Origin of the sequence: Sphingopyxis sp. PET50 (assembly GCF_025244705.1) — a bacterium.
Taxonomy (GTDB): domain Bacteria; phylum Pseudomonadota; class Alphaproteobacteria; order Sphingomonadales; family Sphingomonadaceae; genus Sphingopyxis.
The window spans coordinates 654621-672159 of the sequence record NZ_CP104207.1 but is presented as its reverse complement, the minus strand read 5'-3'; the positions used below and the strand labels follow the sequence as shown (position 1 = coordinate 672159).

Sequence of the window (17539 nt, the reverse complement as noted above, 5' to 3'; positions counted from 1 at the left end):
CGCTCCCCCGGTGTTGGCGCGCGGATTTGGGGCGATTGTCGCGATCTCTGCCTCCCTGATGAGACGGTCCGGCTATCATATCGCAGGACGTGAGGCAAATGCTTGCGCTTGTCTCACTTAGTGTGATAAGTCGCCCTCAATGTCTCGCGAACGAAAGCCCGGCCCGAGCCGGCGGCGCGCGGCGGAGGGAGAGAGAAATGAAGACGACCCACGGACTGTATCTGCTGCTGACCAGCGCCGGCCTGGCCCTCGCCCCGAGCGCGGCGGCGCAGGACGCCCCCGCCCCGGCCGAGGCCGAAACCGCGCAGGGCGGTATCGAGGACATCGTCGTCACCGCGCGCCGCACCAGCGAGGCCGCGCAGACCATTCCCATCGCGATCACCGCCTTCGGCGCACAGCAGCTCGCCGACGCCAATGTCGAGGGGATCGCCGACGTCGCCAAGCAGACCCCGAACTTCTTCGTCCAGACCTCCAGCGCCGATCCGACCGGCGTACTGCTGACCATCCGCGGCCAGTCGCAACAGGACTCGATTCTGACCATCGAATCGCCGATCGGCGTCTATGTTGACGGCGTGAACTATATCCGTTCGTCGAACCTCGAAACCGCCTTGTTCGACACCGAGCGCGTCGAGGTGCTGCGCGGGCCGCAGGGCACCTTGTTCGGCAAGAATACCACCGGCGGCGCGATCAACATCACGACCCGCCAGCCCGACCTCGGCGCGATCGGCGGCTATGTCCAGGCGAGCGGCGCGACCCACGACCGCTACGAACTCGGCGCAGTGCTCAACCTGCCTGTCGTCACCGACACGCTCGGCGTCCGCCTCGTCGGCCGCTGGACCGATTATGGTTCGCTCGGGGTCAACGGGCTCGGCGACGGCATCGGCGGGCGCGAGCAGGTCGCCTTTCGCGCGGGCACGCTGCTCGAGACCGACAGCGTCAGCTGGGCAATCTCGGCGGACTACACGCGCACCAAGGGCGACGGCCCGGTGAGCAAGCTCGCCTTCGTCAGCCCCTTCCCCAGTCTGCTTCCGGGCACTCCCAATCCCGCCCCGGCGCTGATCGACATCGCGATCAGCCAGGGCATCCTCAACCCGGCATTGCTCGCCGATCCGGTCGCCAACGGCCCCGCGATCGGCGCCGCGCTGACGCAGGCGCAGGCGCTGTTCGCGGGCCTCGTTGGCTCGGCGCGGCTATTATGACAATGATGCAACGGGCCTCCAGGGCGTTTACGCCCGAACCTATGGCGTCAGCTCGAACCTGGCGGTCGAGCTGACGCCAGATTTGTCCTTCCGCTCGATCTCGGGCGCGCGCTGGCTCAAACGCTGGCTCGACGTCGACCTCGACAGTTCGCCCTTCCCGCTGCTCGAGGCGAGCCTCGCCAGCCGCGCGAAGAATCTCAGCCAGGAATTCCAGTTCGCGGGCAATTTCGGCCCGCGGCTCGACTGGATCGTCGGCGCCTATTTCAACGAGGAGACCGGCCGCGACACCTCGCGCGCCACCGCGCTCGGCACGATCAACCCCGACAATCCCAATTTTACCGACGGCTTCGTCAAGAACAGCAGCTGGGCGGTGTTCGGCCAGTTCAACTACGACCTGACCGATACGCTGCGCTTTACCGGCGGGCTGCGCTGGACCGAGGAGAGCAAGGAGCTGCGATCGTTCAACCGCTCGACGCCGGGCGGCGCGGTCTGCAACATCCCGGTCGAGCTCCAGCTCGGCGGCACCTGCCAGGCACGCTTCAACGACAGTTTCTCGGACTATTCCTATCTCGCCAGCATCGACTGGACGCCGCGCAGCGGCCTGCTCTTCTATGCCCGCACCGCGCGCAGCTTCAAGGGCGGCGGCCAGAATCTGCGCGGCACCGGCACCGCCGACAGCTTCGCCGCCTTCGCCCCCGAAACCGTGACCGACTATGAAATCGGCACCAAGGCCGACCTGCTCGACCGGCGCCTGCGCATCAACGCCGCGATTTTCCAAGCCAATTACAAGGATATCCAGCGGACCATCGTCCAGGCCGCGCCCGGCGGCGCGATCGTCAGCCTCGTCACCAACGCCGCCCGCGCGCGCATCCGCGGCGGCGAGTTGGAGGTCACCGCGATCCCGGTCGAAGGCCTGACCCTGTCGGGCAGCGTCGGGGTCAACGACGCCAAATATCTCGACTTCACCGACGTCACCGGCGACCGCTCGGGCGAGCCTTTCCAATTCCCCAAATACAGCTATCGCCTCGGCGCCACCTATGCCGCGCCGCTCGATTTCGGCGAGCTACGCCTCGCGGTGGACTGGACCTGGCGCAGCAAGACCCAGCTCGTCGGCTCGGCGATCTACCGCGACAGCCTGAATCAGCCCGCCTATGGCCTGCTCGGCGCCCGCGCCTCGCTCGATATCGAGAGCATTAACAGCCAGATCGCGATCTTCGCGACCAACCTGACCAACAAGCGCTATGCGGTGTCGGCGGTGCAGTTCGACAACAGCCTGGGCTTCAACAGCCTCTACGCCGGCGAACCGCGGGTGATCGGGGTGCAGCTCACGACGAAGTTCGGCGGCGAGTGAAGTCAAAAAACGGGAGGGAGCGGTTATCATGATCCTCCCCATCGACTTGCGATGGGAAGTCTGCCTTCAGCCGCACCCACCGCCTTGCCGCCATGCGCGGCCGGCCCCGTCCCTCATGCTTCGCTGTATGACGTACCTCGTCGGCGCGCCGCCATCCGGCCTCGAATCAGAAGGCCCGCGTGGAGCAAGCCCGCATCGACCAACGCATTGCGGGCCCGAATATCAGCAAGCTATGCAGAAACTGCGATCAATGAAGTTTCGCTGAGCGTCATTCCAGCCCTGGGAGATGACGTCGGCCCTGCGATATTTGTTGGGGTGGCTCGAGCTGTCGCGTTCGGAACCAATCGCGAGAATCGCCGCCCGCGCGGAATCCCGAGACGAGCCCAGGCGCTGGAGCGCTTGTCCGCTCCAATAGTCGGCGTTCAGCTCGCCCCGATGAGAGTCGTCGTCGAACCCGGCTATATGATGGCCCACTTCGTGGGCGATCACCTGAATGGCGCTCCACTCGGTACCGACATCTCTATTCAGCCTTTTCAGAAAGTCGACATCGATTCCCAGGATCTTCTGTCCACCGGCAACCGTTGCATAAGCATTGTCTTCGTTTTCGGTGATCAATATTCTGAATTCATATTCAAAGCCCAGCTCGCGATTGATCCGCCGCACGATCTGCGGCACGCCGGACCGATCGTTGCTCCCCGCCTCGCGGGTGACATATTCACGACCTCGCCCGGTCCACCCTTCCTCGAGCGAGAAGCCACAAAAGGGAATTCTCTTCTGCGCATGCGCGGCGCTATGCATGCCACCCAGGCAAAGTCCGGCTCCGCATGCCAATCCGGAAGAAACGAAAGTGCGCCTTTTCATCGTCATTGCGGTCTGAATCCCTTTGGATTGTCGGGAATTCTCAAAACAACCGTCTTGTCCTCGTCGTCTACTTCGAGTTCTTCCAACGACTGCTCGTCAATTCCCTGCTCCAGATCGTCGCTCCCGGGTTTTCGCCGGCGTTGTCCGACAGGCGCTTGCGACGCACATTGCGATACCAGCTGCTGGTACCATCCATTAACCTGAGAGGCCTGGAAACCGTACCATTGCTGAAGTTGATAAAGCTGGGCGTTTCCACAATAGGCATTGTACCCACAACGGTAGGGAATGCCCTGATAATATTCGAATTGCGCGACCTGATTTACTTGCGCGGCATAGGCTTGCAACTGATAGAGGGCGGTTCCGCAAGTGGCCTGCTGCGCGGCTGCGGCATTTGAAATCGCCAAAAGCGCGGGAATCCCTATCGCCGCAACGAAATTCCGAATCTTCATCGCCAGTCCCCCACCTGGCGTCAAAAGTTAAAATGCGAATTCCACGATGTCGAGTCCGGAAAATCTCAAAAGGCTGAAAGAATGACCCAATAATCTTCCATTCGGCTCCGGGACCGCCGCTCGATGCCGGACGCCCTCACGCCGCCATGCGCAGCCGGTTCCGCCCTTCGCGTTTCGCCCTGTAGAGCGCCTCGTCGGCGCGCTGGAGCAGCGCCTCGACACTGGTGTCGCCCGCATAGGCCGCCAGCCCGACGCTCACGGTCGCGGGCGGGATGTCCTCGCCCGACCGGCCACCGCCCTCGATCGCCTTCCGCAACCGTTCGGCAGCCAGTTCGGCCGCCTGCGCGCTCGATCGCTGGAAGACGCAGACGAATTCCTCGCCGCCAAAGCGTCCGACCATATCCTCTTCGCGCAGCGACGCCTTGGCACGCTGCGCGACGCGGCGGATCACCGCATCGCCGACACCGTGGCCGTGGGTGTCGTTGATCCGCTTGAAATGGTCGATGTCGAAGATCGCCACGGCCAGCGGCGCCCCCTTGTCGCGCGCATCGTCCAGCGCGCGTTCCAGAAAGGCGAGCGTGTGGCGGCGGTTCGGCAGGCCGGTCAGCATGTCGGTGTTCGCCACCCGCTCAGCCGCACTGCGCGCCGCTTCCAGAATGCGGGCATTTTCGACCGTTTCGGTGACGTCCTGCACCGTCCCGAAGATACCGGTCGCCTTGCCATTGCGGTTCATTTCGATCGACCCGTGCGACCTCACATGCCGGATCGCGCCGTCGGCGCGCACGATGCGACCCTGATATTCAAAGGCGTTCCCGGTTCGCACGGCTTCCTCCAATATCGCCCGCACCTCGGCTCGGTCGTCGGGCAGATATTGTTCGACGCTATATTCGACGTCGACGGGCGTTCCGGGTTCCAGCCCGTGAACGCGATAGGCCTGGTCCGACCACTGAATCGTCCAGCGGACCAGGTCGACGCGCCAATGCCCCACTAGCGCCGCCGCCTCGGCCTGCAGCAGCCAGCGGTTGCTCTGTTCGAGCCGTTTCGCCAGCCGCTGGCGCCCGACGAGCAGGGACGCGAGCGACAGCGCCGTGCCGAGCAGCACCAGCAGATAGAATTGCAGGAACAGGACGATCGTTTCGGGCGGCTCATCCATGGCCGCGATCGGCCCGATGCCCTGCCCGGTCGTCGCCGCGGTGATGACGGTGACGATCAGCACGCCCGCCGCCGCACCGAAGGGACCGAGGCGATAGGAGGCGGCAACCACGGCGAGGCAGGGCAGGAAGGTCACGGGATAGGCCGATTGCGAGAAGCAGAGCAGCGTGACCGCCGCGGCGAGCGTCAGCACCACGACCGCCTCGATGATCGTCGCGCGATTGGTGTGGCGCAGCAGGCCCGAGGCCGCCAGCCGCGCCAGCATGACGATCGGCGGCGCGATGATCAGCATGCCCAGCGCCACCGTGGTCAGCCACGAGCGGAAGAAATCGAAACCGCCGCCGCCGAGCAGCGTCGCGACGACGGCGCTGACGATGCTGGCGGCGATGGCGGCGACGCTGAAAAGCGCGACCGAACGCGGCTCCATGAACGACAGCGGACCGCGCGCGCGGTCGATCAGCCATAGCGCGAGCGCGCCCTCGGCCATGTTGGCCGCCGTGAAGGCCGCGGACTGCAAGGCGAGCGCGCCGCCGAGGATGTTCGCGGCGCTGCTCGCGACCATCATGCCGCCAAACGCGGCGAGGCGCGCGCGGCGCGGCATCAGCAGCAGCATGGCGAGGAAATAACCGCTCGGCGGCCATACCGCCGCGATATTGTCGGCGCCCTTCGTCGCGTACAGCGACAGATTGGCGAGCAGGAAATAGCCCAGCGCCGTCAAAAGGGCCCAGAAGAGCGTTTCGGCCTTGGGGGATGGTGGCCGCCTCATGGGGCCAGATAGGCGGAATTTGGGAAAGAAACCACTAACATGGACCGCGATTGCCACGATTTGCGACGAAACGGATCGCCGCGCCGCGTCTCAGTCCACCCCGCCGAAGGTCAGGCCGACGACCTGCTCGACCATCGCCTCGTCCCAATCGATGCGCCGGTCGAGGATCAGCATCGCCAGGCCGTGGACGAGCGCCCAGGCGTGCAAGGCAGCGATATCGGGGTCCTTCACGCCCGGCAGCGCCTCGCCGACACCGGCGCGCAGGAGGTTATAGGCAACTTCGCCGCCGTCGCTGCCCTGTTCGCGGTAGCGTTCGGGCATCTGGCGCGTGAAGCTCAACCGGAACAGCGCGGGCTCGTCGTGCGCGAAGCGGACATAGGCGATGCCCGTCGCCTTGAACCCCGCCGACCCGCCGCCCGCCTTCAGCCACGCCTGCGCCTGCAGCGCGCCGAGCTGCGCGCAGCCCTTCGTCCGCCAGCGCGTCGAGCAGGGCCTCCTTGTCGGGAAAATGGCGGTAAAGCGCGGTCGCGCTGACCCCGACGTCGCGCGCGAGCGCGCGCAGGCCCAGCTCGCCGCCGTCGCCGCTTTCCAGCCGTTTCAGCCCCGCCGCGATCACCGCCGCGCGCAGGTCGCCATGATGATAGGCTCCCGCCGCTTTCGCGCCGTCGCTTTTTATGTTGACACTGTTATCTTTGTTCGCCATCATGTTGTCACTGTAAACATATCGAGTCGGTCGCGCAACCCCATGCTGCGCGACACTTTCGCCAACTTCCGTAAGGAGCAATATCATGGCCAGCAATGTCGAAACCCTCATCCGCGGCGCCGTCGTCAAAGGCATCGGCAAGGTCGCCGATTTCAACCGCAAGCGCCTCCCCCGCCCCACCGATGCCCACCCGTTCCTGACCGGCATCCACAAGCCGATGACCGAGGAGGTCACGCTGGAGCAATTGCGCGTCGATGGCGAAATTCCCGCCGCGCTGACCGGCCGTTACCTGCGCAACGGCCCGAATCCCGCGGCCGCGCCCGATCCCGCCAGCTATCACTGGTTCACCGGCGCCGGCATGGTCCACGGCATCCGCATCGAAGGCAGCAAGGCCGACTGGTACCGCAATCGCTGGGTCCGCGGCAGCGAGGCGTGCGAGGCGCTCGGCGAAGACCTGCCCCCGGGTCCGCGCCACGAAAGCAGCGACGCGCCGAACACCAATGTCGTCGGCCTCGCGGGCCGCACCTTCGCGATCGTCGAGGCGGGCGGCAAGCCGGTCGAGCTGGGCTATGAGCTGAACACCATCGCGCACAACCCGTTCGACGGCACGCTCGTCGGCGGATACACCGCGCACCCGCATCACGATCCACGCACCGACGAAATGCACGCGATCACCTATCGCGGCGACGAGCTGAACAAGGTCTGGCACGTCGTGCTCGACAAACAGGCGCAGGTGACCCGCGAGCTTGCGATCCCGGTCAGCGACGGGCCGTCGATCCACGACTGCGCGATCACCGAAAATTATGTGCTGGTGCTCGACCTACCGGTCACCTTCTCGATGAAGATGCTGCTGTCGGGCTATCGCTTCCCTTATGCGTGGAACGACGCGCATCCGGCGCGCGTCGGCCTCCTCCCCAAGACAGGCGGCGCGGACGACATCATCTGGGTGCCGGTGGAACCCTGCTATGTCTTCCACCCCGCCAACGCCTTCGAGACCGAAGACGGCAAGGTGATCGTCGACGTCGTCGCGCACGAAACGATGTTCGCAAGCTCGAAGCGCGGCCCCGACACCGAGAAGTCGCGCATGGAGCGGTGGACGATCGATCCAGCTGCACGCACCACGGTCCGCACCGTCATCCACGACCATGCGCAGGAATTCCCGCGCTATGACGAGCGCCGGACGACCAGGCCCTACCGCTATGTTTACAGTGTTGCCTTGCCCGACGGTGCGTCGGCCGAATGGGCGATGGCCGAAACGAAATTGTTCCGCCACGACCTCGACGCCGGCACGACCATCGCGCACGACTTCGGTCCCGGCCGCCACCCCGGCGAGTTCGTTTTCGTGCCGCGGAGCGAGACGGGAGCCGAGGATGACGGCTGGCTGATCGGCCTGGTCGTCGACATGAACGACGAAACGACCGACCTCGTCATCCTGAACGCCGACGATTTCACCGGCAAGCCGCAAGCAGTCGTCCACCTGCCGCACCGCGTGCCGCCGGGCTTCCACGGCAACTGGGTCGCCGACTGAAGCCCAAGACATTGAAAGCGGTTATGCTTTCAGGACCGGCGTCCCCCGTTGACGCCGGTCCTTCTTTTCCGGCATGAAAGGCGGAAGAAGGAGATTCCGCATGATCCGTTTCGCCAGCCTTGCCGCCGCAGCTGCGGGCCTGACCCTTGTCGCCACTCCGCTCGCGGCGCAGGGCGAGGCCAAGACCATCGAAGGCACGCTGACCGTTTTCGAAGGGCAGAAGTTCGACAAGCGATCCTATCGCGTCACGAAGGACGACCCCGACCTGTCGCACGACTTCCTGATCGGCAGCATCGCGGTATTCCCCGGCGAAGTCTGGGAATTGTGCGACAAGCCCAAGTACAAGGGCAACTGCCTGACCGTGTCAGCCGACGAGGCCGGCATCGGCAAGGCCGTGATCAAGTCGGTCCGCGCGATCAAGGCCAAGCAATAGGCCGGCCTCCGGCCGCTCCGGCGGCCGGCGCCTTGCCATGATCGCCTCGGTCGCGCGCAGCGACCTTTCGTTGTCGACATCGACCGCGGTCGCGCCGTCGCGCACCAGCAACGCCGCCACCTCGACCTTCAGATGCCGCGAGATACGGCGGAAAATATGGTGAATCGGGCCGAGGCCGAAGCGGAAGCGCAAGAGGTTGACCAGCCCGAACGTCTGCATCACGCGCACCGGCTTCTTGACGAACTGCCCGCCGCCGCGAAAGGCCTCGGCCGCTTTCAACGCGTCGCGATGACCGATCCAATAGGCGTTGCAGTTCGAAACCGCGACGTCGGAAAATTCATAGAAACGCCGCTGGCCCTCGGGGTGCGCCGCCAGCACATCCTCGCGCCGCGCGAGCGCCACCCCGGCTTCCGCACCCAGCCGCGCCGCCTCTTCCCCGATCTCGGCGATCGTCGCGGGCGACAGCAGGCAATTGTCCGCCGTCGTGATCAGCATCGGAAAGCGGGCGAGGTCGGCGACCGCAAACACCGAATCGGCCAGATTGTCGGCGGCGGGAACGAAGACCAGCCGGTCGCCGAGCCGGTCGACGACCACATCGCCGAGATCGTCGGCGAGGCCGTCATGATGGCTCGACACGAAAATCCGCGCCGCGCCGGTTTCAGCCGCGCTGGCCAGCACATGCGCGATCATCGGACGGCCGGCGACCGGCACCAGGCATTTGTCGGCAACGCCGTGCGCCTCGGCAAGGGCATCGACCGCACCGGGGCGGCGGCCCGCCAGGATCAGGATCGACCCCAATTCGGCCGTCGGGCTGGTCATGCCGCGTCCCTCCGCGCCACCGCCGGCGCCAGCTGGCGCACCATGCTTTCGGCGACGATCGTTTCGATCAGGTCGGCCTGGGTGAAGCCCGCAGCAACGGCGGCGCGGCCGAACACCTTTTCGGACCACAGGTTGCAGTTGAGATTGACCTCGAGCAGCCGCACCTCGCCGGTGTCGAAATCGACGCGAAATTCGAAGCGCCCATAATCGAAGGGACGGAAAATTTCGGTCATCTGCGCGGTCATCGCGGCGATGCGTTCGGCGATTTCGGGCGCATCGAGCAGCCTGAGGCTGTATTTGCTGCTGCGATCGACCAGGTCGCGCTTTTCCTGGTAGGTGCGCAGGTGCGTCGGGTCGGCCTGTTCGAAGATCATCATCGGCAGCATCGCGGGTTTGCCGTCGAGGGTGATCACCGGCACTTCGACATCGCTGCCGGAGAGGAAGGGTTCGACGATCGCGTCATGATCGAGCGCGTGGACTTCGGCGATGGCCTGCGCCAGTTCGGTGCGATCGTGCGCGTCGCGGATGCCCCACGACGCCGAGCTGTTGTTCGGCTTGATCACCCAGCGCGCCGACGGCGGACAGCGTGACGCGTCGATCGGCGCGCCGCGGCGGAACAGCGCCCACGGCGCGGTCGGGATGCCGCGCGCGGCGGCTTCGAGCTTGGTCAGATGCTTGTCGTCGGACAGCCCGCGCACGATCGGCGAAGCACCGACATAGGGCAGGCTCATCCGGTTGCACAGCAGGGGCAGCAGCATTTCGGAATTGAAGAAGCCGCCCCGGTTGAGCAGCGGAAAGACAAAATCGGCCTCGGGCCGGTCGAAAAGGACGTCATAATTGTTGGCGATCAGGAGCGGTATGCCGAGCCCCTCCAATATCTCGCGAATTTCGCGGTGATAGAGGGCGTGATTGCCGTCTTCGGGGTGCAGCGCCCCGGTCCAGAGCGCGTGTTTGGCGATGAACAAGAGGCGCTGGCCGCGCATAGCGTCGGTTAGCCGCGTGGGTTCGAGAGAGGTGGTTCGCATGCGACGGTTTGACCACAGCGAGGTTGCAGTGGCGTGACCTTTCGATGACGCGGCTGAAACCAAAGCGCAAAATCTCTGTCATTTTCGCGCTGTAAACGCAGGGCCTTAGCCTCCCCTCCAAGGATTGCGCCCCTGATGCTGCTCGACGCGCTTCCCGCCGACGAACCCCGCTTTCCGCCGCTTAGGCGCCATGCGGCGCGGCTTGCGACCGTGCTGACCAGCGGCGGCGACGCCCGGATTCGGCCGGACGCCGACGGCCGCAACCAATATTATGCCAGCGTCCTGCCGTCGGCGGCGCTCGCTTATGGATCGTCGACGATCAGCAGCATCTCGCAGCATAGCTTCGACACGCTGCTCGACCGCTGGCACCACCGGCTCGACCGGCCGCTTGCGGTCGAGGAATATGGCGAGGCGCTGAACCTGTTGCGCGCGCAGTTGGTCGAGGCCTTCGGCAACCCCGATACGCGGGTCATCTTTGCGGCGTCGGGGACGGACCTCGAATATGTCGGACTCGCCGCGGCCCATGACGGACGTCCGATCACCGCGATCCTGCTGGGTCGCGACGAGGTCGGCAGCGGTTGCATTCATAGCGCCGCCGGACGTTTTTTCGCCGACGAGACCGCGACCGGTGCGCGCGTGGTCGCGCAAAGCGCGATCGACCCCGCGTTCGCCGGCACCGAGCTGGTCGATGTCGCCGTGCGCGACGCGGCGGGACGGCCGCGCGCGTCGGCGACGGTTGCCCAGGACCTGGCCGCTGCATCGCAGGAAGCGATCGCACGCGGCCGCCGACCGGTCGTCCATGTCGTTCATGGGTCGAAATCGGGGCTGACGCTTCCGGTCATCGCCGATGTCGAACGGCTTGTCGCCGCGTTCGGCGATACCGTGAGCATCGTCGTCGACGCGTGCCAGTTGCGCATCGCGCCCGCTGCAACCCGGCGCTATCTGGCGCTTGGCTGTACCTTGTTGATGACGGGGTCGAAATTCGTCGGCGGCCCTCCATTCAGCGGATTCGCGCTGGTCCCCGACGCGGTGCGCGTCCGCGCCTCGGCCCTGCCCGGCGGATACCGGCGCATCGCGACACGCGCCGAATGGCCCGCAGACTGGCCGGGCGCCGACTGCCTGCCGGCATCGGGCAACTATGGTCTCTTGCTGCGGCTGCAGGCGGCGATGATCGAGATCGATCGTTTCGCCGCACTGCCCGCGCCGCAGGTGGACCACATCGCCGCCCGTTTTTGCCATCATGTCGACCGGATGGTCGCGCGGCTGGAACTGCGCGACGTGCCGGGCGAGGGCAGCGCCATCCCTTGCCTCGCGGCCGCCACCTTGCGCACGCTCGACCTGTCGGGACGCTGGCCGAGCGTGCGATTTTGACCAGGCACGGGCGATTCATCGGCATATCGCGCGCCAGTCGCGCCAATGGCTGGGACGGGAAATCCGCATCGGCCAGCCGGTGCGTACGCATTGCCTGCCCGATGGCCGCTCGGCGGGAACGCTTCGCCTGTCGCTGTCGATGCCGATGATGGTCGAATTGGCGGACCTCGACGATGCTGCGCTCGACGCACGGCTCGATCGCGACATGGGGCTGATCGGCGCCGCGATTTCGGCCGCCGCCGCCGCCGCGATGGATCCGTCGCGCCCGACCCAAATCGCCTGAGCCCTCTTCCGACGCCTCAGGCGGCTGGGCCGAGCCAAAATCTTCGCTGCGCCGTCCGGAGGTAACGCTTCGCCGTGAAAAATGGCGCGCTGGCGCAGCGTTTGTCGCGGCACGCCTGTTGTTCCTTCGTTATGACCCGGAAGATTTCCCTCCCCCGCCCCGCCATGAGCGCGATTGCCGCGTTCCTGGCCCTGTCCACGCCCGTCGCTCTGGCGCAGACCGCTCCAGTCGCCGAACAGGCGCCGCCAACCGTGATGGTGCCGCCGGTCGCTCCCACGACCGCCCCCGCGCCGGCGGCGGCGCCAGTACCGACGATCCGTGTGCCGCTGGACATCGCCCCCGAATCGGCGCCGGAGGCCGCGCCGCGTCCGACCGCCAAAACCGCGCAGCGTCCAGCGGCCAAGACTACCGATCGGCCTGTTGCGTCGGAGCGCAGCGGGACCCCGGTTGCCGCCGCCGCGCCGGTCGCAGCGCCGCCGCTTCCCGGCGATGCCTCACGCCGCACGCTCGACGAACCGGCTGCCACGCCGGTCGCCAATCCGGCCCGGGAGTCGGTGGCCGCCGAAAAACCTCCTGGCGATGGCGGTTTTGCCTGGGAGATCGCCGGCAGTGCTGCGGTGCTGCTGATCACGGTCGGGGTCGCATTTGTTCTTGCCTTCCGCCGCCGTAGCGCCCTGCGCAAAGCCGATGCCTGGGAATTCGACGAAGAGCGAGAGGATGCGGAACGGGAGTCCGTCGCATCCGCTGCCGCGAGCCAAGCCGAACCCGGCAGAGCCCCCGCCTTTGCCGCCGCGCCGAGCGGCAGTATGGGCCGCCACGAAGCCATGGCGCTCGTCGGTCCCACTGCCGACAATCCGTTCGAGACGCTTGCCAAGCGCCTGAAGCGCGCCCGCTTCCTCGATCGCAAGGAACGCCGAGTCTATGAAGAGACGCTGGCGGCACCGCAGCAGCCCGAGCCAGCGGCGCGCAAGCTCGACCAGCGCATGGGAAATCGCCCAGCGTCCCCTGCCGGTTGCCGCCGAACAGGAGGTGCGCCGCCCGGAACCCGCCGCCCGCGGGCTGTCGCATCGTTTCCGCCGTCCGGATCTGGCCCACGACTGACCGGTCGGCGCCGAGCAACGAAAAAGGGCGGCGCCGCGAGGCACCGCCCTTCTCCGGTAGCAGTCTTTGCGGATCGCCACCCGACGGGGGCCGATCCGCCGAAAGCCTTACTTGAGTTCGACGGTCGCGCCGAGCGGCTTCGAGCTTCTTCTTCAGCTCTTCGGCCTCCGCCTTGCTCACGCCTTCCTTGATCGCCTTGGGAGCGCTTTCGACGAGCGCCTTGGCTTCGCCCAGGCCCAGGCCGGTGATCGCGCGGACTTCCTTGATCGCGTTGATCTTGTTGCCGCCGTCACCGGTCAGGATGACGTCGAATTCGGTCTGCTCTTCGGCAGCCGGGGCAGCGGCGCCACCAGCGGTCGGGCCGGCAACGGCGACGGCAGCGGCGGCCGAAACGCCCCACTTTTCTTCGAGCAGCTTCGACAGGTCAGCCGCTTCGAGGACGGTCAGGGTCGACAGTTCTTCAACGATCTTTGCAAGATCAGCCATGTTCATTCTCCATCAGAACCGGGAAAGCCCGGTGGTAGGTTCAAAGGTTCAGTTCAAAATCACGCTGCATCTTTGGCGGCATATGCGCCAAAGACCCGCGCCAACTGGCCCGCCGGGGCTGCGGCAATCTGCGCAACCTTGGTGGCCGGAGCCTGCACCAGACCGATGATCTTGGCGCGCAGCTCGTCGAGCGAGGGCAGCGAAGCAAGCGCCTTGACGCCATCGACGTCGAGGACGACATCCCCCATGCCGCCGCCAACGATCTCGAGCTTGTCGTTGGTCTTGGCAAATTCCACCGCGACCTTGGCCGCCGCGACCGCATCGGTCGAGGTTGCCAGCGCCGTGGGGCCGGTCAGCAGGTCGCCGATGCCGGTGTAGGACGTGCCGTCGAGCGCGATTTTGGCAAGACGGTTCTTCGTGACGCGAAAGTCGGCTCCTGCATCGCGCATCTGCTGGCGCAGCACCGTCGACTGGGCGACGGTCATGCCGAGGTTGCGGACGACCACAACCGAGGCAGCTGACGACAGGGTAGCGTTCAGCGAGGATACGGCTTCGGCCTTTTCCGTACGATCCATGCCTATACTCCACTCTGTGCCCGGAACCCGTGCGCATCCGCGCACGCCGCCGGGCGGCTAAAACACGCAAAAGCCGGACGCGAGCCATGGCTCGCCTGTCTTTCGCGCAACGATGTCCGATGGGGTCGGTCAAGCCGCTTGCGCCTGACGTGCAGGCGGGCGACCGAAAAAGACTGTTCCCCGTCTCGGCTGGAAATTAAGAAGGGCAAACTCCCTTCACCAACTGTCTCGGACGGAATTGCCGCAGCCCCAAATCGCTTCAGACCCTTGGCAATGCGGGGCCGCCAATAGCGGCATGGGCGGCGAAGTCAAGCTGCGATGGCCGGGAAATGGCAGAAACCATACTGTAACGGCCGGAATTTACGCATGACGGCTCATGACAGGTTGCGGCGAATCGGATAGATTATCGGCGCTTGATGCATTCCCCCCTTGCATCTCCCGGTACGGACAGGAGGGGTCATTGGGTTTTTCGGATTTGTTCGGTGGCCGAAAGGCTGCACGGAGGTTGGCGAACGATCTCGATGCCTTGCAGCAGATGCGGTTGAAGCATGGCGACAACACGCGCCCCGAACTCGAGCGGCGCGCCACGGACCGCAGGCTGAGCGGACGCGACCGCCGCCATTGGCAGCGATTGCTCATGCTCGCCGAACAAGAGGGTATGTAGGCTCCGCCCCCAGGCCAGTCAGCCAACGGCAATTTCGAGCCCGAAACCGCGGCATCGAAATTTCCACGCAACATCCCTTGCATTCGCATCCATAAGATATATCTTAGAGCTATCTAGAATCACTCTAAGGACAGATGAAAATGAGATTTTACGGGAAAATTGACGGGCGCGGCTGTAGTCACCGCCACGCCATGCACCGCGGCGGACGCAGTTTCGGCCATGGCCGTGGCTTCGGCGGACGGCATGGGCGCGGCGATGGCGGCGGGCGCGGCTCGCGCCGCCGCATGTTCGACAGCGGCGAACTGCGGCTCGTGCTGCTGAAGCTGATCGCCGACGAGCCGCGGCACGGTTACGACCTGATCCGCCGGATCGAGGAACTGACGGGCGGCGCCTATGCGCCGAGCCCGGGGGTGATTTATCCCACCCTCACCCTGCTCGACGACATGGGACAGATTTCGGCGCGGCAGAGCGAAGGCGCGAAGAAATTGTTCGCGATCACCCCCGAGGGCCAGGCCGAACTCGACGCCAACCGCGATCTGGTCGACGCGCTGATCGCGCGGCTGACCGAAGTCGGCGAGGAGCGGCAGCGCACCGATGGCGGATCGGTCCGCCGGGCGATGGGCAATCTGCGCCAGGTGCTGCTCAACCGGCTCGGCGACCGCGACATCGACGAGGCGGTGCTGCACCAGGTCGTCGCGCTGATCGACGAGGCGGCGCAGAAGATCGAGCGACTGTAGCGCGCGGACACCGCCGCCGGGCCGGGACGGGATTTCCCGGTCCTCCGCGCGGCGGTCAGGCGATGATCGCACGCTTGCGCGCATAGCGGAAATAGATTTCCAGGCCCGCCAGGTTCCAGATCAAGAACCAGAACTGCGTCTTAGCCGGAAGGCTGAAGAACAGATAGGCGCAGCCGAGCACCGCGACGATGCCGACTTCCCAGGCGAAGGGGACGCGGAATATGCGCGGTGCATCGGGCGCGCGCACCCGCATGATCAGCATGCACAGCGACACCGCGGCAAAGGCGGCGAGCGTCCCCGCGTTCGCCAGCGCGGCAAGCTCGTCGAGCGGGATGAAGCCCGCGAGGATCGCGACAACCACCGCGGTGAAGATGGTGATGCGCACCGGCGTGCCGCGCGGCGACAGCTTGGCGAGAGCGGTCGGCAGCAGCCCGTCGCGCGCCATGGTGAAGAAGATGCGGCTCTGTCCGAAGAAGAAGGCGAGGATCACCGTCGGCAGCGCGATCACCGCCGAAATGGCGAGATATTGCGCGGCGAGCGGCTGCCCGAGCTCGCGCAGGATCAGCGCGAGCGGCTCGGGGCTGTTGGCGAAACGGCCGTAGGCGATGGCGCCGACGGCCGCGACCGCGACGAGGATATAGATGGCGACGCAGACCAGCATCGACCCGACGATGCCGATCTTGAGGTCGCGATCGGGGTTCTTGGCCTCTTCGGCGGCCGTGGCGATCGCATCGAAGCCGTAGAAAGCGAAAAAGATGATCGCAGCGGCGGCCATCACGCCGCGCTCGACGCCGTCGGGCGTCATATGCTTGGCAAAGCCATAAGGGCTGAAAGGTTCGAGATTGGCGGCGTCGAAGGCGGGCAGCGCGACCGCGACGAACACCGCGAGCGCGACGACCTTGACGATGACGAGGATCGCATTGACCGTCGCGCTTTCGCGGGTGCCGAACAGCAGCATCCCCGCGACGAGGGCGATGATCGCGATCAGCCGGCAGGTTGACGATGCCGCCGAGTTCGGGTCCCTGCATCAGCGCCATCGGCACGCCCGCCCACGCCTGGAGCAGGGGCGCGGCATAGCCCGACCAGCCGACCGCGACCGCGCTGACGACCAGCGAATATTCGAGGATCAGGCTCCAGCCGACGATCCACGCGATCAGCTCGCCGATCACCACATAGGTATAGGTATAGGCGCTGCCCGATGCCGGGATCATCGTCGCCATTTCGGCATAGGCGAGCGCGGCGCAGGCGCAGATCAGTCCCGCGATGGCGAAGGACAGGATCACCGCTGCGGCCCCGCCTTGTCGGCACCGACGCCGATCAGCGTGAGGATGCCCGTCCCGACGATCGCCCCGACACCGAGCGCGACGAGATGCGGCCAGCCGAGCGTCCGCGCCAGCCCGTGCCCTTCGTGCGTTTCCGGGACGATGGCTTTGCGGCGCAGCAGGCTGTCGGACATATGGCGGTTCCCCTGTTTTGATCGCTTGTGAAACGGGAAGGCGGAGAAGGCAAGCGGAGCAACGGAACGTGGGACGTGGGGTGGGGAGCGGGCATAAAGCCCCTCCCCTTCAGGGGAGGGGTTGGGGTGGGGGCCATCGGCCTTGCGCAAGGCCGATGGACCCCACCCGCTGCGACTAACGAACAAGTTCGTAAGTCTCGCTGCCCTCCCCTGAAGGGGAGGGCCTGATCTATTCCAACATCCCCTCCCGCCCGAAACCGGTCGCTCGCTAAAGCAATGCCTCGATCGCCTCGGCCAGCTTCGCATCGCGTTCCGACAATCCAGCCGGCATCGTGCGTGGTCAGCAATATATCGACGCGATTGTAGACGTTCGACCATTCGGGGTGATGGTCCATCTTTTCGGCGAGGATGGCAACGCTGGTCATGAAGCCGAAGGCCTGCGCGAAGTCGGCGAATTGGAACTGGCGGGTGATCGCGTCGCGGACCGGCTCGTGCGTCCATTCGGGGAAGCGGGCGAGGAGCGCGGCGCGTTCGCCGTCGTCGAGTTTCCGGACCATCTTCGCTTCTCCCGCTGGTCAAT

The 17539-nt window shown here is 65.8% G+C and carries 17 protein-coding genes and 3 pseudogenes; 8 read left to right on the top strand and 12 right to left on the bottom strand.

Annotation, left to right across the window (positions count from 1 at the left end; genetic code table 11):
• Positions 1-197: 197 nt before the first annotated feature.
• On the top strand, positions 198-1199 hold the full coding sequence (locus N0A20_RS03520; RefSeq protein WP_260582636.1) for a TonB-dependent receptor plug domain-containing protein: 1002 nt from the start codon (positions 198-200) through the stop codon (positions 1197-1199).
• The gene (locus N0A20_RS03515) at positions 1177-2550 is read left to right on the top strand and encodes a TonB-dependent receptor (RefSeq protein ID WP_260582635.1); all 1374 of its coding nucleotides are present in this window, start codon (positions 1177-1179) and stop codon (positions 2548-2550) included. Before N0A20_RS03520 ends, N0A20_RS03515 begins: the two co-directional genes overlap by 23 nt.
• A 222-nt stretch (positions 2551-2772) precedes the next feature.
• Here the strand turns inward: N0A20_RS03515 and N0A20_RS03510 are convergent, their stop codons facing one another.
• From N0A20_RS03510 to N0A20_RS03490, 5 genes are all read right to left on the bottom strand, one after another.
• The gene (locus N0A20_RS03510) at positions 2773-3417 is read right to left on the bottom strand and encodes a hypothetical protein (protein ID WP_260582634.1); all 645 of its coding nucleotides are present in this window, start codon (positions 3415-3417) and stop codon (positions 2773-2775) included.
• Complete coding sequence (locus N0A20_RS03505) at positions 3414-3860, bottom strand: hypothetical protein (protein WP_260582633.1); 447 nt, start codon at positions 3858-3860, stop codon at positions 3414-3416. Before N0A20_RS03505 ends, N0A20_RS03510 begins: the two co-directional genes overlap by 4 nt.
• Positions 3861-3996: 136 nt before the next feature.
• Positions 3997-5778, bottom strand: coding sequence for a sensor domain-containing diguanylate cyclase (locus tag N0A20_RS03500; protein WP_260582632.1), 1782 nt, complete (start codon positions 5776-5778; stop codon positions 3997-3999).
• A gap of 90 nt (positions 5779-5868) precedes the next feature.
• Entirely contained in the window at positions 5869-6117 is a 249-nt protein-coding gene (locus N0A20_RS03495; protein ID WP_260582631.1) for a hypothetical protein, read from the bottom strand.
• Positions 6047-6481 carry a TetR/AcrR family transcriptional regulator gene (locus N0A20_RS03490; RefSeq protein WP_260582630.1) on the bottom strand — a complete coding sequence of 145 codons (435 nt, stop codon included), beginning with the start codon at positions 6479-6481 and terminating at the stop codon, positions 6047-6049. The genes N0A20_RS03495 and N0A20_RS03490 overlap by 71 nt, the downstream gene beginning before the upstream one ends.
• Positions 6482-6566: 85 nt before the next feature.
• Between N0A20_RS03490 and N0A20_RS03485 the strand changes: the two genes are divergently transcribed.
• Positions 6567-8009: a carotenoid oxygenase family protein gene (locus N0A20_RS03485; RefSeq protein WP_260582629.1), complete on the top strand. Its 1443-nt coding sequence runs from the start codon at positions 6567-6569 to the stop codon at positions 8007-8009.
• A gap of 100 nt (positions 8010-8109) precedes the next feature.
• Positions 8110-8442: a beta/gamma crystallin family protein gene (locus N0A20_RS03480; RefSeq protein WP_260582628.1), complete on the top strand. Its 333-nt coding sequence runs from the start codon at positions 8110-8112 to the stop codon at positions 8440-8442.
• Here N0A20_RS03480 and N0A20_RS03475 read toward each other — a convergent pair.
• Positions 8374-9261, bottom strand: a complete 888-nt coding sequence (locus N0A20_RS03475) for an NTP transferase domain-containing protein (RefSeq protein ID WP_260582627.1) — start codon at positions 9259-9261, stop codon at positions 8374-8376. The two genes, N0A20_RS03480 and N0A20_RS03475, sit on opposite strands and share 69 nt — an antisense overlap.
• Positions 9258-10286 carry a phosphoribosylglycinamide synthetase gene (locus N0A20_RS03470; protein WP_260582626.1) on the bottom strand — a complete coding sequence of 343 codons (1029 nt, stop codon included), beginning with the start codon at positions 10284-10286 and terminating at the stop codon, positions 9258-9260. Before N0A20_RS03470 ends, N0A20_RS03475 begins: the two co-directional genes overlap by 4 nt.
• Positions 10287-10421: 135 nt before the next feature.
• Here N0A20_RS03470 and N0A20_RS03465 point away from each other — a divergent pair, with 135 nt between their 5' ends.
• Together N0A20_RS03465 and N0A20_RS03460 are read left to right on the top strand one after the other, a co-directional pair.
• The gene (locus N0A20_RS03465; protein ID WP_260582625.1) at positions 10422-11657 is read left to right on the top strand and encodes a hypothetical protein; all 1236 of its coding nucleotides are present in this window, start codon (positions 10422-10424) and stop codon (positions 11655-11657) included.
• A 79-nt stretch (positions 11658-11736) separates the two neighbouring features.
• On the top strand, positions 11737-11940 hold the full coding sequence (locus N0A20_RS03460; RefSeq protein ID WP_260582624.1) for a hypothetical protein: 204 nt from the start codon (positions 11737-11739) through the stop codon (positions 11938-11940).
• Positions 11941-12434: 494 nt separating this feature from the next.
• Here N0A20_RS03460 and N0A20_RS03455 read toward each other — a convergent pair whose 3' ends face one another.
• From N0A20_RS03455 to rplJ, 3 genes and pseudogenes are all read right to left on the bottom strand, one after another.
• A complete protein-coding gene (locus N0A20_RS03455) occupies positions 12435-13121 on the bottom strand; it encodes a hypothetical protein (RefSeq protein ID WP_260582623.1) in 687 nt (228 codons plus the stop codon).
• A gap of 27 nt (positions 13122-13148) precedes the next feature.
• Positions 13149-13527 (bottom strand): annotated as a pseudogene (rplL, locus tag N0A20_RS03450) (50S ribosomal protein L7/L12).
• Positions 13528-13586: 59 nt separating this feature from the next.
• Positions 13587-14102: a 50S ribosomal protein L10 gene (gene rplJ, locus N0A20_RS03445; RefSeq protein ID WP_260582622.1), complete on the bottom strand. Its 516-nt coding sequence runs from the start codon at positions 14100-14102 to the stop codon at positions 13587-13589.
• A 505-nt stretch (positions 14103-14607) separates the two neighbouring features.
• Here rplJ and N0A20_RS03440 point away from each other — a divergent pair.
• Together N0A20_RS03440 and N0A20_RS03435 are read left to right on the top strand one after the other, a co-directional pair.
• The gene (locus N0A20_RS03440; RefSeq protein ID WP_260582621.1) at positions 14608-14766 is read left to right on the top strand and encodes a hypothetical protein; all 159 of its coding nucleotides are present in this window, start codon (positions 14608-14610) and stop codon (positions 14764-14766) included.
• A 191-nt stretch (positions 14767-14957) separates the two neighbouring features.
• Positions 14958-15503: a PadR family transcriptional regulator gene (locus N0A20_RS03435; protein ID WP_260582620.1), complete on the top strand. Its 546-nt coding sequence runs from the start codon at positions 14958-14960 to the stop codon at positions 15501-15503.
• A 55-nt stretch (positions 15504-15558) separates the two neighbouring features.
• Here N0A20_RS03435 and N0A20_RS03430 read toward each other — a convergent pair.
• Both N0A20_RS03430 and N0A20_RS03425 read right to left on the bottom strand, forming a co-directional pair.
• Positions 15559-16959: pseudogene (locus N0A20_RS03430) on the bottom strand (amino acid permease).
• A 268-nt stretch (positions 16960-17227) separates the two neighbouring features.
• A pseudogene (locus N0A20_RS03425) lies at positions 17228-17516 on the bottom strand (4a-hydroxytetrahydrobiopterin dehydratase).
• Between the last annotated feature and the right edge of the window lie 23 nt (positions 17517-17539).

What these genes read in the sequence shown, in the direction of transcription:
- N0A20_RS03520 (WP_260582636.1), top strand. Translation starts at nt 198, where the DNA reads ATGAAGACGACCCACGGACTGTATCTGCTGCTGACCAGCGCCGGCCTG.
- N0A20_RS03510 (WP_260582634.1), bottom strand. Translation starts at nt 3,417, where the DNA reads ATGACGATGAAAAGGCGCACTTTCGTTTCTTCCGGATTGGCATGCGGA.
- N0A20_RS03505 (WP_260582633.1), bottom strand. Translation starts at nt 3,860, where the DNA reads ATGAAGATTCGGAATTTCGTTGCGGCGATAGGGATTCCCGCGCTTTTG.
- N0A20_RS03500 (WP_260582632.1), bottom strand. Translation starts at nt 5,778, where the DNA reads ATGAGGCGGCCACCATCCCCCAAGGCCGAAACGCTCTTCTGGGCCCTT.
- N0A20_RS03490 (WP_260582630.1), bottom strand. Translation starts at nt 6,481, where the DNA reads ATGGCGAACAAAGATAACAGTGTCAACATAAAAAGCGACGGCGCGAAA.
- N0A20_RS03485 (WP_260582629.1), top strand. Translation starts at nt 6,567, where the DNA reads ATGGCCAGCAATGTCGAAACCCTCATCCGCGGCGCCGTCGTCAAAGGC.
- N0A20_RS03480 (WP_260582628.1), top strand. Translation starts at nt 8,110, where the DNA reads ATGATCCGTTTCGCCAGCCTTGCCGCCGCAGCTGCGGGCCTGACCCTT.
- N0A20_RS03475 (WP_260582627.1), bottom strand. Translation starts at nt 9,261, where the DNA reads ATGACCAGCCCGACGGCCGAATTGGGGTCGATCCTGATCCTGGCGGGC.
- N0A20_RS03470 (WP_260582626.1), bottom strand. Translation starts at nt 10,286, where the DNA reads ATGCGAACCACCTCTCTCGAACCCACGCGGCTAACCGACGCTATGCGC.
- N0A20_RS03465 (WP_260582625.1), top strand. Translation starts at nt 10,422, where the DNA reads ATGCTGCTCGACGCGCTTCCCGCCGACGAACCCCGCTTTCCGCCGCTT.
- rplJ (WP_260582622.1), bottom strand. Translation starts at nt 14,102, where the DNA reads ATGGATCGTACGGAAAAGGCCGAAGCCGTATCCTCGCTGAACGCTACC.
- N0A20_RS03435 (WP_260582620.1), top strand. Translation starts at nt 14,958, where the DNA reads ATGCACCGCGGCGGACGCAGTTTCGGCCATGGCCGTGGCTTCGGCGGA.